We start from the raw sequence: 24,562 nt of genomic DNA, 5'->3' as shown, positions 1-24,562 counted from the left end.
CCCCTGATCCGCCGCGAACAGGGGCAACTGCTCACTTCTCGGAGAACTGATCGGTGCCTCAGGCGCTCGTCGCCCCAGCCTCCGGGTACACGCAGTCGTAGCCGGGCGGCCACCAGCGCCACGACGTGCTGACCTGGTTCGACGACACGCCTGCGGGGCGCTCGGTGACGCACTGCGTGCGCATCTGGTCGAGCCCGACGGTCAGGTAGTACACCGCCAGCACGCCCGTGAAGACGACCATGAGGACGGTCAGCGCCAGCCGCAGGCGGCGGTCGGTGCGCCGGGTCGGTTCGTCCTCGCCGGGTCGCGGCGGGACCCAGTCCCAGCTCACGAGGCGGCGCCCGCCCCGGTGACAGAGCCTTCCTCGGTGGCCGAGCCCGCGGCAGGGTCGATCCCCGGGACGAGCAGCACCTTGCCGGTCGTCTCCCGGCCCTCCAGGGCGCGGTGCGCGTCGGCGGCGCGGGCGAGCGGGAACGTCGCGCCCACCCGCACGTCGAGGTCGCCCGAGGCCACGAGCGCGAAGACCTCGTCGGCGCGCTCGAGGAGCTCGGCGCGCGTCGCGGTGTAGTCGTCGAGCTTGGGGCGGGTCGCGAACAGCGAACCACCCTTGTTGAGGCGCTGGAGGTCGAACGGAGGCACCTGGCCCGAGGACCCGCCGAACAGCACGAGCATCCCGCGGCGGCGCAGCGACGCGAGGGAGGCCTCGAACGTGTCCTTGCCGACCGAGTCGTAGGCGACCGCGACGCCCCGACCGCCCGTGAGGTCGCGCACGATCGCGGGCAGCTCGGTCGTGAGGTCGTCGAGCTCGGCGTAGTTCACGACGTCGGACGCCCCGGCCGCGCGCGACAGCTCGGCCTTGGCCTCGGTCGAGACGGTCGTGATGACGCGTGCGCCGCGGCGCACCGCGAGCTGGGTCGCGAGCAGGCCGACGCCCCCGGCTCCCGCGTGCAGCAGGACGTCGTCCCCGGGCTGGACCGGGTACGTCGAGGTCACGAGGTAGTGGGCCGTGAGCCCCTGCAGGCCGACGGCCGCCGCGACGCGCAGGTCGACCGACTCCGGTACGGGAATCGCGATGTCCGCCGGGACGACCACCTGCTCGGCGTACGAGCCGAACGCGTTGGTCCACGCGACGTGGTCGCCGGGCTCGAAGTCCGTGACGCCGGGGCCGACCGCTGCGACGACGCCCGCGCCCTCGGTGCCGACCACGTGCGGGTACTCCATCGGGTACACCCCCGCCCGACGGTAGGTGTCGATGAAGTTGACGCCCGCCGCCGCGACGTCGACGAGGAGCTCGCCGGGTCCGGGTGCTGGGGTCGGGAGCTCGACGAGCTCGAGGACGTCGGGGCCGCCTGCCTGGAGTGCCTGGATCGCGCGCATGGGGTCAGCCTAGGCGGGGCGTCGGGTCAGGCGGTGCCCGGACCCGCCGAGGCCCGCCAGCGTCCGTGGCGGCGCTCGACGTGGACGGGGTGGGCGAAGCAGCGCGAGACGGCCTCGGTCGTCAGGACCTCGTCCGCGCGACCGGCCGCGGAGACCCGCCCCGGCGCGAGCAGCAGCGCGTGGCTCGTCGACGTGGGCAGCTCCTCGAGGTGATGGGTCACGAGGACCGAGGCGACCTCGGGGTGCGTGACCCGCACCGCGTCGATCGTCGCGAGCAGCTGTTCGCGTGCCGCGACGTCGAGCCCGGTGCTCGGCTCGTCGAGCAGCAGCAGCGCGGGGTCGGCGACGAGCGCCCGGGCGATGATCGTGCGCCCGCGCTCTCCCTGGGACAGCGTGGTCCAGGGCTCGTGCTCCTTGCCGCCGAGCCCCATGTCCGCGACGAGGGCGCGCGCCCTGTCGACCTCGGCTCGGGTCGGCTCCCAGCGCTGGCGCCACTCGGTCGTCCCGGTGATCCCGGTCAGGACGACCTCCTGGATCGTGAGCGCCGTGCGCAGCGGGTGACGCGGGTTCACGTGCCCGATCCTGCTGTGCAGGGCCTGGACGTCGACGCGCCCGAGCGTGTTCCCCAGCACGTCGACCTCGCCGCGCGTGGGGTGGTTGCGCGCCCCGCACAGGCTGAGGATCGTGCTCTTGCCCGCACCGTTGGGGCCGACCAGGGCCCAGTGCTCGCCCGCGCGGACCGTGAGGTCCACGTGCTCGAGGATCGTGCGGCCGTTGCGGACGAACGCGACGTCGCGCAGGTCCAGCACGACGACGCCCGCCGAGGGGGGTGGTGGTGCGTCGGCGGGCGGGACGGGACCTCCGGTGCTGGTGCGCACGGAGGACGGGGACCCGGCCGGGACGCTGGGGGAGGCGGTGTCAGTGCTCACGGGTGACCTTCTCGTGGACGGAGTCGAGGTGTCGGCGGCTCGTCGCGGCGGCAAGGTCGGCGTCGCGGTCGCGGACGGCGTCGAGGATCGCCTCGTGGGCGTCCTGGTCGTGCCGGTGGCGCTCGCCCGCGCCGTCGAGCTCGATCATGTCGACCATCGCCCGACGCAGGCGAGGGACGAACGTGGAGAACAGGTCGGTCAGGACCGCGTTGTGCGCGGCGTCGACGACCGCTCGGTGGAAGACCAGGTCGGCGTCGACGTACTCCTGCGCGCTCGCGGTCGCCGGTACCTTGCCGCGACCCGCGAGCGCCGCGGCCATGGCGCGGAGGTCGGCCGGGGTGCGGCGGGTCGCGGCGAGCCGGGCGGCCTCGGTCTCCAGGGCTCCGCGGACCTCGAGGACGTCGACGATCTCGCCGCGCCGCAGGACCTCCTGCCAGTCCTCGCCCGGCTCGGCCCGGACGACGTAGACGCCCGAGCCCTGGCGGCTCTCGAGCACCCCTCTGCCCGCGAGCTGACGGATGGCCTCGCGCACGGTCGACCGTCCGACGCCGAGCTCGGCCGCGAGCGCCTGCTCGCCGGGCAGCCGGTGGTCGAGCGGCCAGGTGCCGGTGCGGACGCGGTCGAGCATGAGCTCGGCCGCCTGGTCGGCGAGGGGGAGCCGGCGGAGCGTGGGCATGGGAGCCAACCTCTCAGGTTGTCTGAGGACTTGATCGCGGCTAGCGTACCTCCCATGTCGTGGAGCGCACTCCTTCTTGGTCGCCGCGGCGGGGCCTGAGCCGACCGGCTCCCCGCCGTGGGGGTCTGCCGTGCGCCGGTCGGACGCCGCCTGCCGTGCACCGCGCGGCCCGCACCCGGAGACATGACCATGACCACCAGCCCGTTCCCCACGTTGCGCACCCCCGACGGCCCACCCGCACCTGGCCGGCCCGCGTGGAACCGCCAGCGCGCCTCGCGCATGCCCTCGCACCGCTACCAGGACGTGTTCTCGCGCGTCGACGTCCCGCTCACGGACCGCCGGTGGCCCACCCGTCGCCTCACCGCGGCGCCGCTGTGGGTGCCCGTCGACCTGCGCGACGGCAACCAGGCCCTGACCGAGCCCATGGACCCCGCCCGCAAGCGGCGGTTCTTCGAGCTGCTCGTCGCGATGGGCTACACGGAGATCGAGGTCGGCTACCCGTCGGCGTCGCAGACCGACTTCGACTTCGTCCGCCTGCTCGCAGAGACGGACCTGGCGCCCGAGCACGTCACGATCGTGGTCTTCACGGCCGCCCGGGCGGACCTGATCGCCCGGACGTTCGAGTCGGTCCGTGGTCTGCGCAACCCCGTCGTGGTGCACCTGTACACCGCGACCGCCCCGACCTGGCGCGACGTCGTCCTGGGCAGGGGCCGGGCCGAGCTCTCAGACCTGATCGCCGCAGCGGGCACCGAGGTCCTGCGGCACGCGGGGGACGATCCGCGCGTCCGCTTCGAGTTCTCGCCCGAGGTCTTCAACCTCACCGAGCCCGACTACGTGCTCGAGGTCTGCGCGCGCATGACTACCCTGTGGGACGCGACCCCCGAGCGGCCCGTGATCCTCAACCTCCCGGCGACGGTCGAGGTCGCGACGCCCAACGTCTACGCCGACCAGATCGAGTACATGCACCGGAACCTCGACCGGCGCGAGGCCGTGATCCTGTCCGTCCACCCGCACAACGACCGCGGCACGGGCGTGGCGTGCGCCGAGCTCGCGGTCCTGGCGGGCGCGCAGCGCGTCGAGGGCTGCCTGTTCGGCAACGGCGAGCGCACGGGCAACGTCGACCTGGTGACGTTGGGCCTCAACCTGCACGCGCAGGGCGTGGACCCCGAGATCGACTTCTCCGACATCGACGAGATCCGTCGCACGGTCGTGGACTGCAACCGGATCGGTGTGCACGAGCGCCACCCGTACGCGGGCGACCTGGTCCACACGGCCTACTCCGGGACGCACCAGGACGCGATCCGCAAGGGGTTCGCGCGCCATCACGCGCAGGCGCGTGCGGCGGGCCTCGATCCTGCGGACGCCCCCTGGAGGGTGCCGTACCTGCCCGTCGACCCTGCCGACGTCGGGCGCTCGTACGACGCCGTGGTGCGCGTCAACAGCCAGTCCGGCAAGGGCGGCATCGCCTACCTGCTCGAGTCCGCGTACGGGCTCGAGCTGCCGCGACGGCTCCAGATCGACTTCGCGGGCCGCGTGCAGGAGCACGCGGACGACAGCGGGGGAGAGGTGACGGCCGAGCGCCTGTGGCGCCTCTTCGAGGAGGCGTACGTCCTGCCCGACGACGGAGGTCGCCAGATCCTGCCGCTCGCCTGGTCGGTTGCGCGGCCGGGCGAGAGCGACGACGGCGGCGAGCGCCTCGACGTCGTGCTGTCCGTGGAGGGTGAGCGGGTCGAGCGGTCGGCGGTCGGTGCAGGACCCGTCGACGCGCTCGCGAGCATCCTGGCCGGACTGGGACTCCCGGTCGAGGTGCTGGGGCTCACGCAGCAGTCCGTCACCGCTGGCAGCGACGCGTGGGCCGTGACCTACCTGGAGCACCGCACCGCGGACGGCTCGGTCGCGTGGGCCGTGGGGAGGGACGCGTCGGTGCTGGGGGCGAGCGTGCGGGCCCTGGTCGCGGCGGCGAACCGCTCCTGACCGGCACTCACGGCACGGCGGGCGGCGGCGCGAGGGCGGGCGCCCGCCGCCCGCCCGCTCAGCCCCAGCGCGACACGGTCCCCTCGCCGACCTGGAGGAGTGCTCCGTCGATCGCGGCGAACCGCCCGAGGTCCGACACGCCGTCGACGACCCAGGCCTCCTGGCCCGTCCTGAGGTCGTGAGCCGTGAGGCGGGTCCCGTCCGTGGACTGGTCGCCGCGCATCGCGACCTCGACGAGCCATCTGCCGTCCGTGAAGGAGCCGGCCGGGAAGCGGTCGCCGTAGCCGGCCTCCGTCTCCCAGAGCGTCTGCCCGGTGATGGGGTCGAGCGCCCTCCGGTACAGGTAGCTCGTGACGACGACCTGTTCGCCGGCCTGCACCAGCACCTGCTCGGCGGGGATGTCCGCCGTCCAGAGCTGACGGCCGTCGCGAGGGTCGACCGCGACCAGCCGGCCGTCGGAGGCGAGCAGCGACACCTCGAGCGCGGAGCCGTCGGTCGAGCCGGGGTAGAGGTAGCGCCCCGGGCTCTTCCACCGGACCGTGCCGTCGTCTTTCAGCGCGTTCGTGGTCTCGACGTACCCGGCGATCGAGACGAACCCGCCCGACGTGACCGGGAACACGCCGATGCTCGCGTCGCCCGGAGCCTGGAGCTGGACGCCGTCGGCGGAGAACAGCGAGCGCACCCCGCAGCCGGAGACCTGGACGACCCCTCCGGTGTAGCGGACCGTCAGGCTCTCGACGTCGACGGTGTGGGACTCGCCGCCCTCCTCGTCGTTGGAGAAGACGATGCAGTCGCCGACCGCGTCGCCGGGCAGGACGAAGTCGACCTCGCGCTCCCACCGGACGTCGCCCGTGGAGGCGTCGACGACCGAGACCTGCACGCCTCTGCCTGCGGGGACGACGACGTCCTCGGAGCTGTCCGTCGTCTGGACGCTGACGGTCGTCTCAGGGGCAGCGTCCGACGGCTCACCCACCCGTTCGGCCAGGACGACCGACCCCGCGGGGCCGGGCGCGACGTCGGCTCCCGTGCTGAGGAAGTCGTCGAGCGACAGCTCGCCGAGGACGTTCCCGTCGCCGTCGAGCACCGTCACCTCCCGGTCGTCGGTGCCCGACAGGCACACGATCGGGTCGTCCTGGTCGACGGCCGCCTGCCAGCCGACGTCCGTCCCGCACTCGAGGTCGGTGCCGACCTCGCGCGACCACCCGAGGTCGCCCGTGACCAGGTCCACCCGGGAGACCGTCCCGCGGTCGAGGAGCACGAGCCCTGCGGCGCCACCGGAGACGAGACGACCTCCGGGCGCGTCCAGCGACCACAGCTCGTGAGGCGGTTCCGCGCCCCACGGGGAAAGGCCACCGGGAGCAGCGACCAGGCGGTCGGCGGCGCGCCGGTCCTCGATCTCTCCGCCGAGCGTGAGCCCGGCGGAGATCACGGCGAGGGCGGTACCGGCGGCGATCCATCGTCGTCGCAGGCGGCGGTCGCCGGCCTGGGCCGGTCCGGTGTCCTCGAACGTTCCGGACGCTCCGGACTCCTCGGGCTCGACCGGCGTCTCGTCCGCCTCGGCCGGTTCCTCCTCGAACTCCATCGTCCGCATGCCTGACCCACCCCTGCGACTCCGCGACATGCCGAGACCCTAGCGGTACGGGGTACGGCCGGCCGACCCGTCCGGGGCGTCCACGACCTGCGGAGCCGACCAGTACGCTGACGCCGTGATGACACCGGCCCTCGCACGTCCTCAGCGGTCCGTCGTCGCGCTCCTCGGGGTGCCGGTGCTGGTCGCCCTGGCGCACACGACCTGGTGGATGGAGTGAGGGCCGACGACGGCCGCGGGCGCGACCGGGGTCTCGCCCCGTTGCGGGGGGCCACGTCCATGAGCCGACTCTTCGCGCTCGTAGTCGGCGTGCCCTTCTTCCTCATCGGCGCGGGCGGCCTGATCGAGACCGGGCCGGACCTCTTCTCCGGTTGCGTGGCGCTCGGGGCCGCGGTGTTCACGGTCCTCGGGCTGCGGACGGGAGTCTTCGTCGGCGCGGGCGAGGTGTCCCTGCGAGGGTGGTGGCGGACGGTGCGGCTGGTCCCGGGGGACGAGCTGGTGGTCGTGCCGTACAGCAGCCTGTGGAACTGGGGGGCTGAGAGCGCGATCTTCTCGATGCTCGCGCTGCGACGTGGGCGGAAGGTGGTCCCGCTGCAGTTCACCGTCGGACCGGTCGTGCGAGTGCGCCGTCTCGCGTCCGTCGTCGACGAGTGCCGTCGCCCCGCGCGCTTCCACGGGCAGTCCGACCAGCAGGTCTGACCGGCGGCGAGGCGCCTGCCGGCCTCGTGTCGGTGCCGCGTGGCACGCTGCCCGCATGGCTACCCATGCGCACGGCATCCATCACTCGATCGACTACCTCGAGCTGTCCGTCACGGACATGGCCGAGGCGCAGTCGTTCTACGCCGAGGCCTTCGGGTGGGAGTTCGTCCCCTACGGTCCGGGGTACGCGGGCTTCCGCACCTCAGCCGAGGAGGGGGAGGCGGAGGCGGGCGGCCTGGCGCTCGCGGACCAGGTCACACGGGGTGGCCCGCTCGTCCTGCTCTTCTCCGCAGACCTCGACGAGTCGCTCCTGCTGGTCCAGGACGCGGGCGGAGAGATCCTCGAGGGGCCCTACGACTTCCCCGGTGGGCGGCGCTTCCACTTCCTCGACCCGAGCGGCAACGAGCTGGGCGTCTGGGGCAGATAGTTCCTGATTCGACTGCATAACTATGTATAGTTCTGCATATGACGATCACAGTGGCGGTTGCCGGGGCTTCCGGGTACGCGGGAGGGGAGATGCTCCGGCTGCTGTCCGGGCACCCCGAGGTCCAGGTCGGAGCGCTCACGGCGCACTCCAACGCGGGGTCGGTCCTCGGGCTGCACCAGCCGCACCTGCGATCGCTCGCGGACCGCGTGCTGCTGCCGACGAGCGTCGAGCACCTGGTGGGCCACGACGTCGTCGTGCTCGCGCTGCCGCACGGCGCCTCGGGTGAGATCGCCGCGCAGCTGCCCGACGACGTCCTGGTCCTCGACCTCGGTGCCGACCACCGGCTCTCCTCGGCCGCGGACTGGACCGCGTTCTACGGGTCCGAGCACGCGGGCACCTGGCCCTACGGCCTGCCCGAGCTCCTGATCGCCGAGCAGACGGGCGCCGGGGTCGAGTACACCAAGCAGCGCGAGGTCCTCGCGGGCGCGCGCCGCATCGCCGTCCCGGGCTGCAACGTCACGGCCGTGACCCTGGGCCTGCAGCCCGGCGTGGCCGCGGGGCTCCTGGACCCGGTCGACGTCGTCGCGGTCCTCGCCAACGGGTACTCGGGCGCGGGCAGGTCCCTCAAGACGCACCTGCTCGCGTCCGAGGCGCTCGGCTCGGCCCAGCCCTACGCCGTGGGCGGCTCGCACCGGCACATCCCCGAGATCGCGCAGAACCTGCGCTCGGCGGGCGCGGCAGAGGTGACCATCTCGTTCACGCCCACCCTGGTCCCCATGTCCCGCGGCATCCTCGCGACCGCGACCGCGCGCCTCGCGCCGGGCCACGAGGACCTGAGCGTCGACGCCCTGCGCCAGGCCTACGAGCAGGCGTACGCGGGCGAGCCGTTCGTCCAGCTGCTGCCCGAGGGCCAGTGGCCCACGACGGCCATGACGCTGGGCGCGAACACAGCCCTCGTCCAGGTCGCGATCGACCGCGCCGCAGGCCGCGTCGTGACCGTCACCGCGATCGACAACCTCGTCAAGGGCACCGCAGGCGGCGCCGTCCAGTCCATGAACATCGCCCTGGGTCTGCCGCAGACCCTGGGGCTCACCACCGAAGGGGTTGCACCGTGACCGTCACCGGACCGCTCGGCTTCCGGGCCGCAGGAGTCGTCGCCGGGCTCAAGTCCACCGGCAGCAAGGACGTGGCCCTCGTCGTCAACGAGGGGCCGCTCGACGTTGCCGCGGCCGTCTTCACGTCCAACCGCGTGTTCGCTGCCCCCGTCGCGTGGTCGCGACAGGCCGTCGCCGACGGGATCGCGCGCGCCGTGGTCCTCAACTCGGGCGGCGCGAACGCGTGCACCGGACCCGAGGGCTTCGCCGACACGCACCACACGGCCGAGTACGTGGCCGACCTCCTCGAGGTCTCCGCGGGCGACGTCCTGGTCTGCTCGACGGGACTCATCGGCGAGCGTCTGCCCATGGACAAGCTCCTCGCGGGCTGCGACGCGGCAGCGGGGGCTGCCGACGCCGAGGGCGGCCCCGACGCGGCCCTCGCGATCATGACGACCGACACGGTCCCCAAGACCGTGCTCGTCACGCGCGAGGTGCGCGACGGCCACAGCGTCGACGGCGCCTCGAGCTGGTCCGTCGGCGGCATGGCCAAGGGGGCGGGCATGCTCGCGCCCGGCCTCGCGACCATGCTCTGCGTGCTGACGACCGACGCCGTGGTCGACGCCGCCACCGCCGACGCCGCGCTGCGCGCCGCGACGGCCACCACGTTCGACCGGGTCGACTCGGACGGCTGCATGTCGACGAACGACACGGTGATCCTCCTGGCCTCCGGCGCGTCCCAGGTGCCGGTGACCCTCGAGGAGCTCACGGCCGCCGTGACCGAGGCGTGCGCGGACCTCGCCCGCGCCCTGGTCGCGGACGCCGAGGGCGCGAGCCACGACATCGCGGTCGTCGTGAAGAACGCCAGCGACGAGACCGCGGCGCTCGCGGTCGCGCGCGCCGTCACGCGCTCGAACCTCTTCAAGGCCGCGGTGTTCGGCAACGACCCCAACTGGGGCCGGGTGCTCTCGGCCGTGGGGACCGTCCCCGAGGACGTCGCACCCTTCGACGCGCTCGAGCTCGACGTGTCGATCAACGGGGTCCAGGTCTGCCGGGCCGGGGGAGTGGGCGAGCCGCGCGAGCTCGTCGACCTGGCCTCGGCACGCGAGGTGCACGTCGAGATCGACCTGCACGCGGGCGACGCGCAGGTCACGGTCTGGACCAACGACCTCACGCACGACTACGTCCACGAGAACAGCGCGTACTCGTCATGAGCGCCTCCACCTCCGAGGACTTCGTGTTCGACACCCGCACCGACCTGACCCCCGGCCAGAAGGCCGAGGTCCTGCTGGAGGCCATGCCCTGGCTCCAGGAGTTCCGCGGGGCGCTCGTGGTCGTCAAGTACGGCGGCAACGCCATGATCGACGACGAGCTCAAGGCCGCGTTCGCGCGCGACATGGTGTTCCTGCGCCAGGTCGGCCTGCACCCCGTGGTCGTCCACGGCGGCGGTCCCCAGATCTCCGCGATGCTCGCGCGGCTCGGTATCGAGAGCGAGTTCCGCGGCGGGCTGCGCGTCACGACCCCCGAGGCCATGGACGTCGTCCGCATGGTCCTCACGGGACAGGTCTCGCGCGAGCTCGTCGGGCTCATCAACGCCCACGGGCCCTACGCGGTCGGGCTCTCCGGAGAGGACGGCGGCCTGCTCCAGGCTCAGCGCCGGCACGCGATGGTCGACGGCGAGCCCGTCGACGTCGGCCTGGTCGGCGACGTCGTGGAGGTCCACCCGTCCGCGGTCCAGGACCTGCTCGACGCCGGACGCATCCCGGTCGTCTCGACCATCGCACCGGACCTCGACGACCCCACCCAGGTGCTCAACGTCAACGCCGACACGGCGGCCGCGGCGCTCGCGGTCGCGCTCGGCGCCAAGAAGCTCATCGTCCTGACCGACGTCGAGGGCCTGTACACCTCGTGGCCGGACAAGACCTCGCTCGTCAGCCAGATCACGCGGTCCGAGCTCGCGGCGCTGCTGCCCTCGCTCGAGGCCGGCATGGTCCCCAAGATGGAGGCCTGCCTGCGTGCGGTGTCCGGCGGCGTCCCGCGCGCGACCGTGATCGACGGTCGTGTGGCCCACTCGGTCCTCCTGGAGGTCTTCACGACGCGCGGCAACGGGACCATGGTCGTCCCGGACCCGCTCACGTCGAGCACCACGACAGCCCCTACCGACCACGTCACCTCGCAGGAGCAGGCATGAACGGCACGACCGGCGAGATCTCGCCGACCACCGCGGGCAGCGTGACCGGCGCCGCGGCCACGGAGGTCCAGGGTGGACCCGGCCCCGAGGGCACCGCGGACACGACCCTGACGGGACCGGGCAGCGTCGCGCAGTGGACCGAGCGCTACACGCACGCGGTCATGGACACGTTCGGGGCCCCGCAGAAGGTCCTGGTCCGCGGCGAGGGTGCGTACGTGTGGGACGCCGACGGCAAGCGCTACCTCGACCTGCTCGCGGGCATCGCGGTCAACGCCCTGGGCCACGCGCACCCCACGCTCACCGCCGCCGTCAGCGCCCAGCTGGGCACGCTCGGGCACGTGTCGAACTTCTTCGGCACGCCCACCCAGATCGCGCTCGCCGAGCGGCTGCTGAACCTCGCGCAGGCACCCGAGGGATCGCGCGTCTTCTTCACCAACTCGGGCACCGAGGCCAACGAGGCCGCCTTCAAGATGGCGCGCCGCAACCGGGCCGCCGGCCCGGGCACGCGGACCAGGATCCTCGCGCTCGAGGGCGGCTTCCACGGCCGCAGCATGGGCGCGCTCGCGCTGACCTCCAAGGCCGCGTACCGCGAGCCGTTCGAGCCCCTGCCCGGTGGCGTCGAGTTCGTGCCGTTCGGCGACCTGGTCGCGCTCGAGGAGGCGTTCTCGGACGAGGCCGTCGCCGCGCGCGGTGAGGTCGCCGCGCTGTTCGTCGAGCCGGTCCAGGGCGAGGCGGGCGTGCGCCCGCTACCGCCGGGCTACCTGGTGGCCGCGCGCGAGCTGACCGCGTCGTCGGGCGCGCTGCTGGTCCTCGACGAGGTCCAGACGGGCGTGGGGCGCACGGGGACGTGGTTCGCGTTCCAGCAGCAGGAGATCGGCGGGGGCGTCGTGCCCGACGTCGTCACGCTCGCCAAGGGGCTCGGCGGCGGGTTCCCCGTGGGAGCCGTCGTGGCGTTCGGCGAGCGGGCCGCGACCCTCCTGGGACGGGGCCAGCACGGCACGACGTTCGGCGGCAACCCTGTCGCCGCGGCGGCGTCGCTCGCGACGCTCGCCGTGATCGAGCGCGACGGGCTGCTGGCCAACGTGCGCACGGTCGGGGAGCACCTGCGCGAGGGCATCGCTGCGTGCGGCAACCCCGTGGTCGCCGGCACGCGTGGCCACGGCCTGCTGATCGCCGTCCAGCTCGCGGCGCCCGTCTCGGCCGAGGTCGCGCGCCTGGCCCTCGAGGCCGGGTTCATCGTCAACGCCGTGCAGCCCGACGCGATCCGCCTCGCCCCGCCCCTGATCCTGACCCGCGACCAGGCGAGCGAGGTCGTCGCGTTCTTCGCGGGCCTGCCCGCCGACCTCGCTCGACGTGTCGCCGTACCCGCCCCCAGCCCCGCCCCCGCTCCCACCGCCTCCGCCACGCCTCCGAAGGGCTGACAGTGACTGCCTCGACCGCCCCCGTCCGACACTTCCTGCGCGACGACGACCTCAGCCCCGCCGAGCAGCGCGAGGTCCTCGAGCTCGGCCTCGGCTTCCGTGAGGACCGCTTCATCCGCACGCCCCTGCGCGGCCCCCAGGCCGTGGCGCTCATCTTCGACAAGCCCTCGACGCGGACGCGCGTGTCGTTCTCGGCGGGGGTCGCCGAGCTCGGTGGGTACCCGCTGACGATCGACGGCGCGACGAGCCAGCTCGGTCGCGGCGAGCCCATCGCGGACACCGCCCGGGTCCTGGACCGCCAGACGTCCGCGATCGTGTGGCGGACGTTCGGCCAGGAGCGCATCGAGGAGATGGCCCGGGTCGCGAGCGTCCCGGTCGTCAACGCGCTGACCGACGAGTTCCACCCGTGCCAGATCCTCGCGGACCTGCTGACGGTCGCCCAGCTGCGCGGCGGCGTCGGCGCCCTGGCGGGCACGTCGCTCGCGTACCTGGGCGACGGGGCCAACAACATGGCCCACTCCTACCTCCTGGGCGGGGCGACCGCGGGCATGCACGTGCGCATCGGCGCACCGGCGCAGTACCTGCCGGACCCGGCGATCGTCGCCGACGCCGAGCGCATCGCCCGCGAGACGGGCGGCTCGGTCCTGGTCACCTCGGACGCGCTCGAGGCCGCGCGAGGGGCCGATGTCGTCGCGACCGACACCTGGGTCTCGATGGGTGACGAGGCGAGCGCCGCCGAGCGCGAGCTGCCGTTCGTGCCCTACCAGGTCAACGCCGCGGTCATGGCCGTGGCGGCGGACGACGCGCTCGTGCTCCACTGCCTGCCCGCGTACCGGGGCAAGGAGATCACGGCCGAGGTCATCGACGGCCCGCAGTCGGCCGTCTGGGACGAGGCCGAGAACCGTCTGCACGCCCAGAAGGCGCTGCTGACCTGGTTGCTGGAGCGATCGTGACGACCGGGGGCCTGGGGCCGGGCAGCGTGCCGACCACCAAGGCGGCACGCCACGCGCGCATCGCCCAGCTCGTCGCGCGGCACGAGATCCACTCGCAGGCAGAGCTCGCCAAGGCGCTCGCGGAGGACGGCGTGAGCGTCACGCAGGCGACGCTCTCGCGCGACCTGATCGAGCTGCGCGCGGAGAAGGTCCGCAGCGCGTCCGGCTCGCTCGTCTACGCGGTGCCGGGCGAGGGCGGGGACCGCTCGGTCCAGGTCGCGAACGACGCCGAGTACGTCGCCGCCCGGCTCGCGCGTCTGTGCGGCGAGCTCCTGGTCTCGGCCGAGTCCTCGGGCAACCTCGTGGTGCTGCGGACCCCGCCGGGGGCGGCGCAGTACCTGGCCTCGGCGATCGACCACTCGGTGTTCGTCGGGGTGCTCGGCACGATCGCGGGCGACGACACGGTCCTGGTGATCTCGCGCGACGTCGACGGCGGCGAGGAGATGGCCGCGCGCTTCCTGGCGCTGAGCAACCCGGTCGGGCCGTCCGCCTCCTGACGGACGACGGCCTGCGGGCTGACAGACTGTGACAGGACACCAGAGGCCGTGACGCGCGCGGGGCCGCCTGCCGCACCCCGCGTCCCCACGGCCGCACACGCACGACAGACAGACAAGAACGACCCCGCCGACGACGAGGGCGACCCGCTCGCCCGGTCGCCGGCGGGGAGAACCCTCGAGGTCCTCGGCCGACGGCCGGGGCCTCGGCCGCCCGCGACGAGACGTCCGGGAGCGGCATCGACCTCGGTACCGGGAGCCTGAACCATGAGCGACGACCTGAACGACAACACCCCTGCGCCCGGGGACGAGCAGCCGGCGGCCGCCGCACCTGCCGCCCCGGTCAGCCTGTGGGGTGGCCGCTTCGCCGGTGGCCCCGCCGAGGCCCTGGCGGCGCTGTCGCAGTCGACGCACTTCGACTGGCGGCTCGCGCAGCACGACATCGCCGGATCCCGGGCGCACGCCAAGGTCCTGGCCGCTGCCGGCCTGCTCGACGAGGACGAGCTCACGGCGATGCTCGAGGCGCTCGACGTGCTCTCAGCAGACGTCGAGTCGGGGGCCTTCCTGCCAGTCCTGGCCGACGAGGACGTGCACACGGCGCTCGAGCGCGGGCTCATCGAGCGCGCAGGGGCCGAGCTGGGCGGCAAGCTGCGTGCGGGACGCTCGCGCAACGACCAGATCGCGACGCTCGTGCGCTCGTACCTGCGCGAGGAGGCCCGCGCGATCGGCATCCTGGTGCTCGACGTCGTCGACGCCCTGATCGAGCAGGCCGAGGCGCACCCGGGCGCACCCATGCCGGGGCGCACGCACCTGCAGCACGCGCAGCCCGTGCTGCTCGCGCACCACCTGCTCGCGCACGCGTGGCCGCTGCTGCGCGACGTCGACCGCTTCATCGACTGGGACGTGCGTGCGGGGCGTTCGCCGTACGGCTCGGGCGCGCTCGCGGGCTCGTCGCTCGGTCTGGACCCGGCGGCCGTCGCGGCGGACCTGGGCTTCGACGGTCCGGTCGAGAACTCGATCGACGGCACGGCCTCGCGCGACGTGGTCGCGGAGTTCGCGTTCGTCTCGGCGATGCTGGGCGTGGACCTCTCGCGCTTCGCCGAGGAGATCATCATCTGGAACACCAAGGAGTTCGGCTTCGTCCGCCTGGACGACGCCTACTCGACGGGCTCGAGCATCATGCCGCAGAAGAAGAACCCGGACATCGCGGAGCTCGCGCGCGGCAAGGCGGGGCGCCTGATCGGCGACCTGACGGGCCTCCTGGCGACGCTCAAGGGCCTGCCGCTCGCGTACAACCGCGACCTGCAGGAGGACAAGGAGCCGGTGTTCGACCAGGTCGACACGCTCAAGGTCCTGCTGCCCGCGTACGCGGGCATGGTCCGCACCCTGACGTTCGACACCGAGCGCATGGCCTCGCTCGCGCCGCAGGGCTTCTCGCTCGCCACGGACATCGCCGAGTGGCTCGTCCGCGAGGGCGTGCCGTTCCGCGTGGCGCACGAGGTCGCGGGAGCGTGCGTGCGCGTGTGCGAGGAGCGCGGCATCGAGCTGTGGGACCTCACGGACGCGGACCTCGCCGAGATCTCGGAGCACCTCACGCCGGGGGTGCGCGACGTGCTGACGGTCGAGGGTTCCCTCGCGTCGCGCGACGCGGTGGGCGGCACGGCCCCTGCGCGCGTCGCGGAGCAGCTCGAGGAGGCGAAGGTCCGCTCGGCGGAGTACCGCTTCTGGGTCCAGGGCTGAGATCGCCGTGAGCGTGAGCGCGGAGGTCCTCGCGGACCTCGTCTCCCGCGTGCACGACGGCGCAGCCCGCCTCGGCGCGGGACGTCCGGCCGGTCCGGGCGTCCCCGCCGGGCCGGGGTGCCGGCTGGTCGTCGTCGACGGGCCCGCGGGCTCGGGCAAGACGACGCTCGCGGCACAGCTGGGCGAGGCGCTGTCCGCGCAGGTGGTCCACATGGACGACTTGTACGAGGGCTGGACCGGGATGACCGCGGGCGTCGGGCGGCTCGTCGAGCAGGTGCTCGACCCGTTGTCCGAGGGCAGGGCGGGGCGCTACCAGCGCTACGACTGGACGCTCGGCGACTTCGCGGAGTGGCACGACGTCCCCGTGGCCCCGTTCCTCGTCGTCGAGGGCTGCGGTGCGGGGGCCCGCGGGATCGCCGACCTGACGACCCTGCTCGTCTGGGTCGAGGCCGACGACGAGGTCCGGCTCGGGCGGGGTCTCGCCCGCGACGGCGAGGACGCGTACGACGCGTGGATCGACTGGATGGTCACCGAGCGTGCGGTGTACGCCGCCGAGGGGACGGCCGAGCGGGCCGACGTCGTGCTCGACGGGTTCGGCGAGCCGGCCCCGCGACCGGCCGTCCCGGCGGACGGCGTCGCGGACGCCTGACTCCGCTGCCGTGGCGCTCGGGCGTCTCGTGGGACGCACCGACGAAACATGCGGGGCGTAGATTGCGGGGGAGACCCGCGCCGAGCCAGGGAGGCCTCCCGTGCCCGAATCCCTCCGATCCGCCACCGCAGACCTCCGTCTCGTGCCCGACCCCGGCGAGCCCGCCCTGGACGTGCCGGCCCGGGGCTGGTTCGCGCGGTCGAGCCTCGAGGTCGCGCGCGACCTGCTGGGGTCGTCGATCACGCACCGCACGCCCGAGGGGGTCGTCACGGTCCGTCTCACCGAGGTCGAGGCCTACGACGGCGAGCGGGACCCGGGCTCGCACGCGTTCCGTGGCCGCTCGGAGCGCAACCGTGCCATGTACGGCGAGCCCGGTCACCTCTACGTCTACCGCCACCTGGGGCTGCACCACTGCGTCAACGTGGTGTGCGGGCCGCTCGGGCAGGCGTCTGCGGTCCTGCTGCGGGCGGGCGAGGTGACCGACGGCGCCGAGCTGGCCCGGGCACGTCGTCTCGCGGTCGGGGTGTGCGACTCTGACCGTCAGATCGCGCGCGGGCCCGCCCGGCTCGCGGTGGCGCTCGGTCTCGACCTCGACCACTACGGGCTGGACGTGACGGACGAGGCGGGCGACGTCGTCGTGCACCGCCACACGCGCACGCTGCGGCCCGCGATCGCGACCGGACCACGCGTGGGCGTGAGCGGCGACGGGGGAGACGCGAGCGTCTACCCGTGGCGGCTGTGGCTCACCGGGGACCCGACGGTCTCGGCCTACCGCCCCGCGTACCGCCGGACGCGCTGAGGCGCGCGGGTCGGCTGGTTCCGGCCCCGGACGTCGTCGGGGGCCGCGACGCGCGGGCGTCCACGCCTCAGGGGAAGTCGGTGCTCGGGGGCAGGACACGGCAGACTAGGACCTCGGGCGCGCGGGACGACGGCGCGCCCCACCCACGCCCTGCGCCGCACCGCGCGCGGGCACGACGAAGGAGATGCAGTGAACGACGTTCTCGACGAGTTGCAATGGCGAGGCCTGGTGGCGCAGTCCACCGACGAGGCCGCGCTGCGTGCTGCGCTGGCCGAGGGACCCGTCACGTATTACTGCGGCTTCGACCCGACCGCGCCGAGCCTGCACCACGGCCACCTGGTCCAGCTCATCCTGCTGCGCCACCTGCAGCTCGCGGGGCACCGGGCGATCGCGCTCGTCGGCGGCGCCACGGGGATGATCGGTGACCCGCGTCAGTCGGGGGAGCGGATCCTCAACACCAAGGACACGGTCGCCGAGTGGACCGAGCGACTCAAGTCGCAGGTCTCGCGCTTCCTCGACTTCGAGGGCGACAACCCGGCCCGCATCGCGAACAACCTCGACTGGACCGGCCAGCTCACGGCGATCGACTTCCTGCGGGAGATCGGCAAGCACTACCGTCTGGGCACCATGCTCGCCAAGGACACCGTGGCGCGCAGACTGAAGTCGGACGAGGGCATCAGCTTCACCGAGTTCAGCTACCAGATCCTGCAGGGCAACGACTACCTCGAGCTCTTCCGGCGGGAGGGCGTCACGCTCCAGACGGGCGGCAACGACCAGTGGGGCAACCTGCTCTCGGGCGTCGAGCTGATCCGCAAGGCCGAGGGCGCGTCGGTGCACGTCCTGACGACCCCGCTCATCACCAAGGCCGACGGGACCAAGTTCGGCAAGACCGAGGGCGGGGCCGTGTGGCTCGACCCCGACATGATGAGCCCGTACGCGTTCTACCAGTACTGGGTCAACGCGGACGACGCCGACGTGGTGGGCTGGCTCAAGATCTTCACCTTCCGCAGCGCGGAGGAGATCGCCGAGCTAGAGCGTGCGGTCGCCGAGCGCCCTGCGGCGCGCGAGGCGCAGAAGGCGCTCGCGGCCGACGTCACCACGCTCGTCCACGGCGCAGCCGCGACCGAGGCCGTCATCGCCGCGAGCCAGGCGCTGTTCGGCCGGGGTGACCTGGGCGCGCTCGACGCGGGCACGCTCGCGGCGGCCGTGGCCGAGCTGCCGCGCACGAAGGCGGCTGCCGGCGACACGGTCGTCGACCTTCTGGTGGGGTCGGGCCTGGTGACCTCGAAGGGAGCAGCACGTCGGGCGATCGCCGAGGGTGGGGCGTACGTCAACAACGTCAAGGTGACCGAGGAGGACGCGGTCCTCGGCGCGGACGACCTGCTCCACGGGCGGTTCGCCGTCCTGCGTCGCGGCAAGCGGACGCTGGCGGTCGCGGCTGCCGAGTAGTCCCTGGACGCGCGGGGCCCGGTGAGCTGTCGACCGGGTCCCGCGGGCTTCCGCGGGCGCGTCCAGCTCGCCGGCGGGACTGCGGTGACCGGCGTCACGACGGCACGGTTTGACCTTCCCGGCAACCTCCACGTAATGTTCTGGATGTCAGCCCGACAGGGAGAAACAGACACCACTGCGAAGCTCTTCGGAGCCGCCGCGAAGTGGCTGGTCCCGCAGGTTGGCTCCTCCGAGAAGTTCAGGTCCTGGATCTGGCGTCTCGTGAGGCAGATCGGCAGAGAGCGTCTCCGCTTCAGCGGTAGACACCAGCTCAGCGGTCTGGTAAGGTAGAGAAGTTGCCCCGAGTGAAGGCCTGGAAACGGGTTGGAGTCGGTGCGTGTCGGTTGCTTGAGAACTCAACAGTGTGCTTGATAGTTAATGCCAATTGTCCTGCATGGGCGCATGGTGTGCACCTTCGGTGTGTGTTGTGTGTTCGTGTTGAGACTTCTTATTTGGTATGAATTGAAAACGTCATGTTTTCGAAGAAGTTGCCCCGAGTGAAGGCCTGGAAACGGGTTGGAGTCGGTGCGTGTCGGTTGCTTGAGAACTCAACAGTGTGCTTGATAGTTAATGCCAATTGTCCTGCATGGGCGCATGGTGTGCACCTTCGGTGTGTGTTGTGTGTTCGTGTTGAGACTTCTTATTTGGTATGAATTGAAAACGTCATGTTTTCGGTTTGTAGCCATGATTATGGACCTTCGGGTCCGCTTCGTATGGTTGTTAGCCTCTTCGGGGGTTGATAGCAAACATTTACGGAGAGTTTGATCCTGGCTCAGGACGAACGCTGGCGGCGTGCTTAACACATGCAAGTCGAACGGTGATGACCAGCTTGCTGGTCGGATCAGTGGCGAACGGGTGAGTAACACGTGAGTAACCTGCCCCAGACTCTGGGATAAGCCTTGGAAACGAGGTCTAATACTGGATATGAGATGCCCCTGCATGGGGAGTGTCTGGAAAGATTTATCGGTCTGGGATGGACTCGCGGCCTATCAGCTTGTTGGTGGGGTAATGGCCTACCAAGGCGACGACGGGTAGCCGGCCTGAGAGGGCGACCGGCCACACTGGGACTGAGACACGGCCCAGACTCCTACGGGAGGCAGCAGTGGGGAATATTGCACAATGGGCGCAAGCCTGATGCAGCGACGCCGCGTGAGGGATGAAGGCCTTCGGGTTGTAAACCTCTTTCAGCAGGGAAGAAGCGCAAGTGACGGTACCTGCAGAAGAAGCGCCGGCTAACTACGTGCCAGCAGCCGCGGTAATACGTAGGGCGCAAGCGTTGTCCGGAATTATTGGGCGTAAAGAGCTCGTAGGCGGTTTGTCGCGTCTGGTGTGAAAACTCAAGGCTCAACCTTGAGCTTGCATCGGGTACGGGCAGACTAGAGTGCGGTAGGGGTGACTGGAATTCCTGGTGTAGCGGTGGAATGCGCAGATATCAGGAGGAACACCGATGGCGAAGGCAGGTCACTGGGCCGCAACTGACGCTGAGGAGCGAAAGCATGGGGAGCGAACAGGATTAGATACCCTGGTAGTCCATGCCGTAAACGTTGGGCACTAGGTGTGGGGCTCATTCCACGAGTTCCGTGCCGCAGCAAACGCATTAAGTGCCCCGCCTGGGGAGTACGGCCGCAAGGCTAAAACTCAAAGGAATTGACGGGGGCCCGCACAAGCGGCGGAGCATGCGGATTAATTCGATGCAACGCGAAGAACCTTACCAAGGCTTGACATACACCGGAAACTTCCAGAGATGGTTGCCCCGCAAGGTCGGTGTACAGGTGGTGCATGGTTGTCGTCAGCTCGTGTCGTGAGATGTTGGGTTAAGTCCCGCAACGAGCGCAACCCTCGTCTTATGTTGCCAGCACGTTATGGTGGGGACTCATAAGAGACTGCCGGGGTCAACTCGGAGGAAGGTGGGGATGACGTCAAATCATCATGCCCCTTATGTCTTGGGCTTCACGCATGCTACAATGGCCGGTACAAAGGGCTGCGATACCGCGAGGTGGAGCGAATCCCAAAAAGCCGGTCTCAGTTCGGATTGGGGTCTGCAACTCGACCCCATGAAGTCGGAGTCGCTAGTAATCGCAGATCAGCAACGCTGCGGTGAATACGTTCCCGGGCCTTGTACACACCGCCCGTCAAGTCACGAAAGTCGGTAACACCCGAAGCCGGTGGCCCAACCCTTGTGGAGGGAGCTGTCGAAGGTGGGACTGGCGATTGGGACTAAGTCGTAACAAGGTAGCCGTACCGGAAGGTGCGGCTGGATCACCTCCTTTCTAAGGAGCATCACTCACAGCCGGCCCTCGGGTTGGTTGTGCAGAGGCCATGGCGCTCACCGAACGTGTGGGTGGATGGTTGCTCAAGGGTGGAACATTAACGAAGAGCTTCGTCCAAGACGGTTCGTGTCAGTACCTGTCCACTTTGCGTGGGTGGTGGAACATCRCGGGTACGGGGGATGGGGTTTGCCAAGCACACTGTTGGGTCCTSAGGGAACCGCCCGCATGGGTGGGGTCGCTCTGAACGGGCCATCGCGTCTCCTGGGTGAACCGCCAACCTTGTGTTGGTAGGCCGTGGGAGCGGGTGGGATCGTCCGTAGCTTGAGAACTGCACAGTGGACGCGAGCATCTTTGTAAGATCAAAGATTTATCTTTGTTCTCTGCAATTTTTTGTTGTCAAGTTTTTAAGGGCACAGGGTGGATGCCTTGGCACTAGGAGCCGATGAAGGACGTTGTAGCCTGCGATAAGCCTCGGGGAGTTGGCAAACGAACCGTGATCCGAGGATCTCCGAATGGGGAAACCCCGCTGGAGTCATGTCCAGYGACCCGCACCTGAATATATAGGGTGTGTGGAGGGAACGTCGGGAAGTGAAACATCTCAGTACCGACAGGAAGAGATATTCCGTGAGTAGTGGCGAGCGAAAGCGGAACAGGCCAAACCGTTCATGTGTGATAGCTACCAGGCGTTGCATGGGCGGGGTTGTGGGACCTTTCAGACCGGGCTGGTACCCGGTCAGGGAGTCAGAAAGTCGCGTTATAGTCGAAGGGCATTGAAAGGCCCGGCACAGAGGGTGCGACCCCCGTAGACGAAATGACGTGGCCTCCCGAAGGGGATCCCAAGTAGCACGGGGCCCGAGAAATCCCGTGTGAATCCGGCAAGACCACTTGCTAAGCCTAAATACTACCTAGTGACCGATAGCGGACCAGTACCGTGAGGGAAAGGTGAAAAGTACCCCGGGAGGGGAGTGAAATAGTACCTGAAACCGTGTGCCTACAATCCGTTGGAGCCTCCCTAGCAGGGGTGACAGCGTGCCTTTTGAAGAATGAGCCTGCGAGTTAGTGCTCAGTGGCAAGGTTAACCCGTGTGGGGAAGCCGTAGCGAAAGCGAGTCTGAATAGGGCGAATGAGTCGCTGGGTCTAGACCCGAAGCGAAGTGATCTAGCCATGGGCAGGTTGAAGCGTGGGTAAGACTACGTGGAGGACCGAACCCACCAGGGTTGAAAACCTGGGGGATGACCTGTGGTTAGGGGTGAAAGGCCAATCAAACTTCGTGATAGCTGGTTCTCCCCGAAATGCATTTAGGTGCAGCCTCGCGTGTTTCTTGCCGGAGGTAGAGCTACTGGATGGCCGATGGGCCCTACAAGGTTACTGACGTCAGCCAAACTCCGAATGCCGGTAAGTGAGAGCGCGGGAGTGAGACTGTGGGGGATAAGCTCCATAGTCGAGAGGGAAACAGCCCAGACCACCAGCTAAGGCCCCTAAGCGTGTGCTAAGTGGGAAAGGATGTGGAGTTGCACAGACAACCAGGAGGTTGGCTTAGAAGCAGCCACCCTTGAAAGAGTGCGTAATAGCTCACTGGTCAAGTGATTCCGCGCCGACAATGTAGCGGGGCTCAAGTACACCGCCGAAGCTGTGGCATTCACACAAACGCTAGGCCTTCGTGGTCCAGGCGTGTGGATGGGTAGGGGAGCGTCGTGTGGGCAGTGAAGTCGCGGGGTAACCCAGCGGTGGAGCCTACACGAGTGAGAATGCAGGCATGAGTAGCGAAAGACGGGTGAGAAACCCGTCCGCCGAATGACCAAGGGTTCCAGGGCCAGGCTAATCCGCCCTGGGTAAGTCGGGACCTAAGGCGAGGCCGACAGGCGTAGTCGATGGACAAGGAGTTGATATTCTCCTACCGGCGAAGAACCGCCCATACCGAACCCGGTGATGCTAAGCGCCCTTAACTCGCACCGTCTCCTTCGGGAGACATCGCGAGAGCGGCGCGCGACCCGAACCGGTACTAGGTAAGCGTATTAACAGGGGTGACGCAGGAAGGTAGCCCAGCACGGCGATGGTTGACCGTGTCCAAGGTTGTAGGGCGAACAGTAGGCAAATCCGCTGTTCACATAGCCTGAGAACTGATAGATAGCGCGTATGCGCGAATTGGGTGATCCTATGCTGTCAAGAAAAGCCTCGGCGCGAGGTTCTAGCCGCCCGTACCCTAAACCGACTCAGGTGGTCAGGTAGAGAATACTAAGGCGATCGAGAGAATCGTGGTTAAGGAACTCGGCAAAATGCCCCCGTAACTTCGGGAGAAGGGGGGCCCGATGCGTGACGGAACTTGCTTCCCGAGCGTTGACGGCCGCAGAGACCAGGGAGAAGCGACTGTTTACTAAAAACACAGGTCCGTGCGAAGTCGCAAGACGATGTATACGGACTGACGCCTGCCCGGTGCTGGAAGGTTAAGAGGACGGGTCAGCTCTTCGGAGCGAAGCTCAGAATTTAAGCCCCAGTAAACGGCGGTGGTAACTATAACCATCCTAAGGTAGCGAAATTCCTTGTCGGGTAAGTTCCGACCTGCACGAATGGCGTAACGACTTCTCCGCTGTCTCAACCGCGAACTCGGCGAAATTGCACTACGAGTAAAGATGCTCGTTACGCGCAGCAGGACGGAAAGACCCCGGGACCTTTACTATAGCTTGGTATTGGTGTTCGGTGCGGCTTGTGTAGGATAGGTGGGAGACTGTGAAGCATGCACGCCAGTGTGTGTGGAGTCAACGTTGAAATACCACTCTGGTCGCTCTGGATATCTAACCTCGGTCCGTAATCCGGATCAGGGACAGTGCCTGGTGGGTAGTTTAACTGGGGCGGTTGCCTCCTAAAATGTAACGGAGGCGCTCAAAGGTTCCCTCAGCCTGGTTGGCAATCAGGTGTCGAGTGCAAGTGCACAAGGGAGCTTGACTGTGAGACTGACAGGTCGAGCAGGGACGAAAGTCGGAACTAGTGATCCGGCGGTGGCTTGTGGAAGCGCCGTCGCTCAACGGATAAAAGGTACCCCGGGGATAACAGGCTGATCTTGCCCAAGAGTCCATATCGACGGCATGGTTTGGCACCTCGATGTCGGCTCGTCGCATCCTGGGGCTGGAGTAGGTCCCAAGGGTTGGGCTGTTCGCCCATTAAAGCGGTACGCGAGCTGGGTTTAGAACGTCGTGAGACAGTTCGGTCCCTATCCGCTGCGCGCGCAGGAAACTTGAGAAGGGCTGTCCCTAGTACGAGAGGACCGGGACGGACGAACCTCTGGTGTGCCAGTTGTTCCGCCAGGAGCACGGCTGGTTAGCTACGTTCGGAAGGGATAACCGCTGAAAGCATCTAAGCGGGAAGCCTGCTTCAAGATGAGGTTTCCATCCCCGCAAGGGGGAGAGGCTCCCAGCTAGACCACTGGGTAGATAGGCCGGATGTGGAAGGCAGGACTAAAGACTGCCGAAGCTGACCGGTACTAATAAGCCGACAACTTGATAACACTCAAACTTTTTGCTACGCGTCCACTGTGCGGTTCCCGAGATACGGGCACACCCCCACGYAACCGGGGGTCCCGAACATCTCCATAGAGTTACGGCGGTCATAGCGAGAGGGAAACGCCCGGTCCCATTCCGAACCCGGAAGCTAAGCCTCTCTGCGCCGATGGTACTGCCCTGGAGACGGGGTGGGAGAGTAGGTCGCCGCCGGACAACCATTCACCAAAGGCCCACCCCACACGGGGTGGGCCTTTGGC

Annotated in this window: 18 protein-coding genes and 3 rRNA genes; 16 read left to right on the top strand and 5 right to left on the bottom strand. The window is 69.4% G+C overall.

The features are described 5' to 3' along the window. Window positions 1-58: 58 nt before the first annotated feature. From ASE15_RS04940 to ASE15_RS04925, 4 genes are all read right to left on the bottom strand, one after another. On the bottom strand, window positions 59-331 hold the full coding sequence (locus tag ASE15_RS04940; RefSeq protein ID WP_056648911.1) for a hypothetical protein: 273 nt from the start codon (window positions 329-331) through the stop codon (window positions 59-61). Beyond that, a complete protein-coding gene (locus ASE15_RS04935; RefSeq protein ID WP_082608734.1) occupies window positions 328-1,377 on the bottom strand; it encodes a quinone oxidoreductase in 1,050 nt (349 codons plus the stop codon). Before ASE15_RS04935 ends, ASE15_RS04940 begins: the two co-directional genes overlap by 4 nt. A gap of 26 nt (window positions 1,378-1,403) precedes the next feature. Further along, on the bottom strand, window positions 1,404-2,186 hold the full coding sequence (locus tag ASE15_RS04930) for an ATP-binding cassette domain-containing protein (protein ID WP_157257502.1): 783 nt from the start codon (window positions 2,184-2,186) through the stop codon (window positions 1,404-1,406). A gap of 109 nt (window positions 2,187-2,295) precedes the next feature. After that, complete coding sequence (locus ASE15_RS04925) at window positions 2,296-2,982, bottom strand: FadR/GntR family transcriptional regulator (RefSeq protein WP_056648912.1); 687 nt, start codon at window positions 2,980-2,982, stop codon at window positions 2,296-2,298. Window positions 2,983-3,171: 189 nt separating this feature from the next. Between ASE15_RS04925 and ASE15_RS04920 the strand changes: the two genes are divergently transcribed. After that, window positions 3,172-4,956, top strand: a complete 1,785-nt coding sequence (locus ASE15_RS04920; protein ID WP_082618302.1) for a 2-isopropylmalate synthase — start codon at window positions 3,172-3,174, stop codon at window positions 4,954-4,956. Between the two features lie 58 nt (window positions 4,957-5,014). Here ASE15_RS04920 and ASE15_RS04915 read toward each other — a convergent pair whose 3' ends face one another. Continuing rightward, window positions 5,015-6,547 (bottom strand): PQQ-binding-like beta-propeller repeat protein, encoded by a 1,533-nt coding sequence (locus ASE15_RS04915; RefSeq protein ID WP_056761965.1) that lies wholly within the window; start codon window positions 6,545-6,547, stop codon window positions 5,015-5,017. 276 nt (window positions 6,548-6,823) lie between these two features. Between ASE15_RS04915 and ASE15_RS04910 the strand changes: the two genes are divergently transcribed. The 15 genes from ASE15_RS04910 to rrf all read left to right on the top strand — a co-directional run bounded on the left by ASE15_RS04910 (window position 6,824) and on the right by rrf (window position 24,518). Next, the gene (locus ASE15_RS04910; protein ID WP_157257482.1) at window positions 6,824-7,243 is read left to right on the top strand and encodes a hypothetical protein; all 420 of its coding nucleotides are present in this window, start codon (window positions 6,824-6,826) and stop codon (window positions 7,241-7,243) included. 55 nt (window positions 7,244-7,298) lie between these two features. After that, on the top strand, window positions 7,299-7,670 hold the full coding sequence (locus tag ASE15_RS04905; RefSeq protein ID WP_056761962.1) for a VOC family protein: 372 nt from the start codon (window positions 7,299-7,301) through the stop codon (window positions 7,668-7,670). 38 nt (window positions 7,671-7,708) lie between these two features. Next, a complete protein-coding gene (gene argC / locus ASE15_RS04900; protein WP_056761960.1) occupies window positions 7,709-8,785 on the top strand; it encodes an N-acetyl-gamma-glutamyl-phosphate reductase in 1,077 nt (358 codons plus the stop codon). Then, window positions 8,782-9,978: a bifunctional glutamate N-acetyltransferase/amino-acid acetyltransferase ArgJ gene (gene argJ / locus ASE15_RS04895; RefSeq protein WP_056761957.1), complete on the top strand. Its 1,197-nt coding sequence runs from the start codon at window positions 8,782-8,784 to the stop codon at window positions 9,976-9,978. The genes argC and argJ overlap by 4 nt, the downstream gene beginning before the upstream one ends. Continuing rightward, window positions 9,975-10,955, top strand: coding sequence for an acetylglutamate kinase (argB, locus tag ASE15_RS04890; protein ID WP_056648926.1), 981 nt, complete (start codon window positions 9,975-9,977; stop codon window positions 10,953-10,955). The genes argJ and argB overlap by 4 nt, the downstream gene beginning before the upstream one ends. Continuing rightward, the gene (locus ASE15_RS04885; RefSeq protein WP_082618219.1) at window positions 10,952-12,376 is read left to right on the top strand and encodes an acetylornithine transaminase; all 1,425 of its coding nucleotides are present in this window, start codon (window positions 10,952-10,954) and stop codon (window positions 12,374-12,376) included. The genes argB and ASE15_RS04885 overlap by 4 nt, the downstream gene beginning before the upstream one ends. 2 nt (window positions 12,377-12,378) lie before the next feature. Then, entirely contained in the window at window positions 12,379-13,329 is a 951-nt protein-coding gene (gene argF, locus ASE15_RS04880; RefSeq protein WP_056648928.1) for an ornithine carbamoyltransferase, read from the top strand. Then, on the top strand, window positions 13,326-13,865 hold the full coding sequence (locus ASE15_RS04875; protein WP_056648930.1) for an arginine repressor: 540 nt from the start codon (window positions 13,326-13,328) through the stop codon (window positions 13,863-13,865). Before argF ends, ASE15_RS04875 begins: the two co-directional genes overlap by 4 nt. A gap of 264 nt (window positions 13,866-14,129) precedes the next feature. Then, window positions 14,130-15,602 carry an argininosuccinate lyase gene (gene argH, locus ASE15_RS04870; RefSeq protein WP_082608737.1) on the top strand — a complete coding sequence of 491 codons (1,473 nt, stop codon included), beginning with the start codon at window positions 14,130-14,132 and terminating at the stop codon, window positions 15,600-15,602. A gap of 13 nt (window positions 15,603-15,615) precedes the next feature. Continuing rightward, window positions 15,616-16,251, top strand: coding sequence for a uridine kinase (locus tag ASE15_RS04865; protein ID WP_369800561.1), 636 nt, complete (start codon window positions 15,616-15,618; stop codon window positions 16,249-16,251). Window positions 16,252-16,351: 100 nt separating this feature from the next. Beyond that, window positions 16,352-17,050 (top strand): DNA-3-methyladenine glycosylase, encoded by a 699-nt coding sequence (locus ASE15_RS04860; protein WP_369800560.1) that lies wholly within the window; start codon window positions 16,352-16,354, stop codon window positions 17,048-17,050. Between the two features lie 189 nt (window positions 17,051-17,239). Beyond that, a complete protein-coding gene (tyrS, locus tag ASE15_RS04855; protein WP_056761954.1) occupies window positions 17,240-18,499 on the top strand; it encodes a tyrosine--tRNA ligase in 1,260 nt (419 codons plus the stop codon). Between the two features lie 788 nt (window positions 18,500-19,287). Further along, a 16S ribosomal RNA gene (locus tag ASE15_RS04845) occupies window positions 19,288-20,808 on the top strand. Window positions 20,809-21,202: 394 nt separating this feature from the next. Beyond that, window positions 21,203-24,310 (top strand): 23S ribosomal RNA (locus tag ASE15_RS04840). 91 nt (window positions 24,311-24,401) lie between these two features. After that, window positions 24,402-24,518, top strand: a 5S ribosomal RNA gene (rrf, locus tag ASE15_RS04835). Together the 16S, 23S and 5S rRNA genes form the textbook arrangement of a ribosomal RNA operon. Window positions 24,519-24,562 lie beyond the last annotated feature (44 nt).

Origin of the sequence: Oerskovia sp. Root22 (assembly GCF_001429135.1) — a bacterium.
Taxonomy (GTDB): domain Bacteria; phylum Actinomycetota; class Actinomycetes; order Actinomycetales; family Cellulomonadaceae; genus Oerskovia; species Oerskovia enterophila.
The sequence above is the reverse complement of the archived record's forward strand: the minus strand, read 5'-3'. Positions and strand labels throughout refer to the sequence as shown.

Coding starts and splice junctions, on each gene's coding strand:
- ASE15_RS04935 (WP_082608734.1), bottom strand. CDS start 1,377: ATGCGCGCGATCCAGGCACTCCAGGCAGGCGGCCCCGACGTCCTCGAG.
- ASE15_RS04925 (WP_056648912.1), bottom strand. CDS start 2,982: ATGCCCACGCTCCGCCGGCTCCCCCTCGCCGACCAGGCGGCCGAGCTC.
- ASE15_RS04920 (WP_082618302.1), top strand. CDS start 3,172: ATGACCACCAGCCCGTTCCCCACGTTGCGCACCCCCGACGGCCCACCC.
- ASE15_RS04915 (WP_056761965.1), bottom strand. CDS start 6,547: ATGCGGACGATGGAGTTCGAGGAGGAACCGGCCGAGGCGGACGAGACG.
- ASE15_RS04910 (WP_157257482.1), top strand. CDS start 6,824: ATGAGCCGACTCTTCGCGCTCGTAGTCGGCGTGCCCTTCTTCCTCATC.
- ASE15_RS04905 (WP_056761962.1), top strand. CDS start 7,299: ATGGCTACCCATGCGCACGGCATCCATCACTCGATCGACTACCTCGAG.
- argC (WP_056761960.1), top strand. CDS start 7,709: ATGACGATCACAGTGGCGGTTGCCGGGGCTTCCGGGTACGCGGGAGGG.
- argB (WP_056648926.1), top strand. CDS start 9,975: ATGAGCGCCTCCACCTCCGAGGACTTCGTGTTCGACACCCGCACCGAC.
- ASE15_RS04885 (WP_082618219.1), top strand. CDS start 10,952: ATGAACGGCACGACCGGCGAGATCTCGCCGACCACCGCGGGCAGCGTG.
- argH (WP_082608737.1), top strand. CDS start 14,130: ATGAGCGACGACCTGAACGACAACACCCCTGCGCCCGGGGACGAGCAG.